At 38.1% G+C, this 3,239-nt stretch carries 3 protein-coding genes; all 3 read right to left on the reverse strand.

All coding sequences use genetic code 11. From position 1 onward, the window contains the following. Positions 1–86 precede the first annotated feature (86 nt). On the reverse strand, positions 87–770 hold the full coding sequence (locus NB504_RS04290; RefSeq protein WP_258428367.1) for an HNH endonuclease: 684 nt from the start codon (positions 768–770) through the stop codon (positions 87–89). Positions 771–915: 145 nt separating this feature from the next. Further along, complete coding sequence (locus tag NB504_RS04295; protein ID WP_130355280.1) at positions 916–2,229, reverse strand: hypothetical protein; 1,314 nt, start codon at positions 2,227–2,229, stop codon at positions 916–918. Between the two features lie 170 nt (positions 2,230–2,399). Continuing rightward, positions 2,400–3,185: a hypothetical protein gene (locus NB504_RS04300; protein WP_129152891.1), complete on the reverse strand. Its 786-nt coding sequence runs from the start codon at positions 3,183–3,185 to the stop codon at positions 2,400–2,402. Positions 3,186–3,239: the final 54 nt, after the last annotated feature.

A 3,239-nucleotide genomic window follows, 5' to 3' on the forward strand; every position in this document is an offset into this window, starting at 1 on the left:
CCGAACTCAAAAAACACACCGTAAAACCTGAACTTCAATTTTGCACTAAAGCCGCCACGCGTTGGCAATCCCTCTTGAGCCGTTTGTTAGCTACAATTTTTCGTCAAGTACTCTTTATAGTTGGAGTAAGATTTAAGCCCTTGAGATTTATGTTTTTTACCAAGAACCGTTTTATCAATTCGCTCTTGAATGTGCTCACTTAACTCGCTGAACTTACCTAAAGGGATGGAGTCCCATTTTGCACCAAACTTACGCTTAATACTTCCATAGAACACGGGATATTTCATACCGCCTTTCCCAACTTCAGACACCTTGAAGCTATGATATCTATCAATCAGATATTTAATATAATTTCTGTGCGTAAGGCTACAAGCAATAGATCCAGATGTCGGTAATTGAACTACTCTACTTGTAGAGCCCTTAACAGTAACATTATTTGCGATTACTCCTTGGTTTCTAACTGAGCCCAAAGATATAACATTAGAAACTGTTGGTTCTTTTGTTTGTGGTGCTTTTAGCGAACCTGCCATTAGTTCAAGTTTGAGCCTTAACACTTCTATTTCTGCCAACTCTCCTGCTGTGGCGTTAGCATGGCAGTTACTGCAAAGTAATATCAAGTTTTTCTCTTCATGCTTTTTTACCTCAGAAAAAGGCTGGATATGATGGATTTCAAACGTTGAAACGTCCCTTTCGCCACAATTAGGGCAAGTCATATTAGCTTCTTGATATATTTTCTTTTTCATTCTTTCAGGTATATGCCGAGATACCATATTTACTCCTTGTAGCTAACGCCCAATTAAGGTGTGAGCCACGCTACCACTGCACTCAACTGGGACACCGTAAACACTGAACTAAACCCGAACCAAAAATGCCAAGCGTGGGGAATCACTCTTAAATTGTTTGTTATATTTTGCATTAGTACCCAGCTAATTCTGGAAGGGAGAACAACTCTCTCGTCCTCGCTTTGTCTAACCAATTAAAAGCATCACTTACACCATAAATATCAATCAACTCCTCAGCTAAGTCGTCATAGTGTAAGCAAAACAGGCTCATAACTAAGTTATCAAAAAAGTTTGTCTTATCAGCCATGTGCATAATACTATCCCACACACCGCTGCCACCCTCGTTGAAGTACATTGTCGATTCTTTCAACTCATGTTCGTAGGTAGTGACATACCTTTCAGAAAATTTCTTATCTCTAGCGAAATAGAAGATCGCATTTAAACCAGCTAAGCTTTCAGGCGTCAAATAGCCATTCAAATTATCCCAAAACATTGCTTTGATCTTTGCATCACGATCTAGTGAGTCCAACATTGAGTCAAGTTCGAACTTAACCAAACCACCTGTATGATTTTTGCGAGATAATATCTCCGGATTTAATTCCATCCAAAAATCTAGGAACCAAATCAAGTCATACTCATCTATACCTTTAAGTGGCAAGCGCGAGCCTATTCTATGATTTAATTCATAGTTAGATTTTATGAGATCTATTGCTTTACTAAGGTCTCGACTTCCTAAAGAAAACCGTTCCATAAGTTTCTTTTTAGTCTCTTTAAAGGTGTCATTACGCCATGAAGTAATACTTGGCAGTTCATCTGCCAAAGAAAATAATTGCTGTCTTGATAACTTTGTCGTGAATGTACTTAGTGAGTATTCCTCTCTCAGGAATTCAGTCAGGAATAGTAAGTTATCAAGCTCTTCTTCTAATGATGTAAATTTAGCCTTTAGCACATTAAAATTGATGATGGCGACTTCTGCTAAGTGCTTTCGGCTATCTCGATCAACGGGATACCTAAACGTTTGACCTGTTGCGTCAACACCTGCGATATCTAATATGGTAGGTTCAATCTTTTCATTGATAGATTGATATCGAATATCTATAGCTTCTGATTCTCGTTTAAAAAACTCCCAAATATTCCCAATATCATGAGAACCTACTAAGTCGAATTCAATTCGACGCCCTTGCCATTTAGCAATAACCTCAAGATCTTCGATTGCACCTTTCAATCTTAGTTCGACAGAATGTCTCATGTTGAAGCATGCTGGATAAACCATGTCATCTACATGAAAATCTACATTTTCAGAGTCAAGTGCTTGATCAATAATCAAGTTAGCTGCTTTGGAGAAACCTTTTGCGTATTCAACGTAACTAGGAGAACCATTATTCCCAACACACGCATTAGCCCGAGCTGGTTCACCCCCTCTAAAGGTAGAATTTGTAATTTTCATACGCTGAACTCCAAGCAAAATATAACGCCGCATTAAGGTGTGAGCAACGCTACCACTGAACCTAACCATAACACCGTAAACACTGAACTCAACGATGGAATGAAAAATGCCAAGCGTTGAGAATCACTCTTAAATGCTTTGTTAGCCATTTGATAAGCCACTCTAATTGCTCATTGTACATTTTCAAGAAGCCATTCAGTCCATCCTTGCCCCCATCCAGCAGAACTGGGAACCTTATAAATACCAGAGTTTTTTGAAAGTGATATACCGTTTCCCATATCGCAATGATTGGTTTTAATGCTATCGTTTGTAGATACGTTTTTAGTGTTGGAGCCAAGATAGATTGTAATACCTTCGCCTATTTCAGAGTCATAATCACATCTTTCATAATCTGCGTTGTATGAAATGCTAGAGTCTGTCATCTGAATTTGCCCACATTCTAATTGTAATTCCGGGCAACTATTCAAACTCAGTTTTATGACCTTCCCTTTGTTAGCGTCAAGAAACTGATTTAACTTGAGAAAGCTAAGGCGATCTTTGACAGTTAAACTCAATTCGTTTTCGATTGTAACTTTACGTGCAACTGCCATTTTTTGATGAACAGCTTTTCCATATAGGTCACTTTCCTTGAGTCCTTGGCAGTAGCTAGATTGATACCAATCCCTAAATACATCTATTTGATATTGACCGGATGTACTACTACCGTACGGTTCGTATTCATTTCGCGCACGCTGCCCAACGTTCATGATTAGCTCTGAAGAGTTGGTAATTTTCTTTTCTTTAGCTATTTCTTCCATTTTAAAAAGTGCGTTACTTCTCATCTTTCGGTCACTAAAGATATCTGCAGACTTTGCACATTTATATGCTTCAAAAACATCATCTTCAACATCACTGCAACCTGACACAGCTAAAGTAAAAATTACTGATGCATATCCAACTGTTTTCTTTATTAACATTAAAACTACTTCCAATATGATATGAACTACATGTGAGCATTAGTTGTTGGGATG

The sequence above is a fragment of the Vibrio sp. RM-69-4 genome, assembly GCF_024743775.1.
In the GTDB taxonomy this organism is placed as follows: domain Bacteria; phylum Pseudomonadota; class Gammaproteobacteria; order Enterobacterales; family Vibrionaceae; genus Vibrio; species Vibrio anguillarum.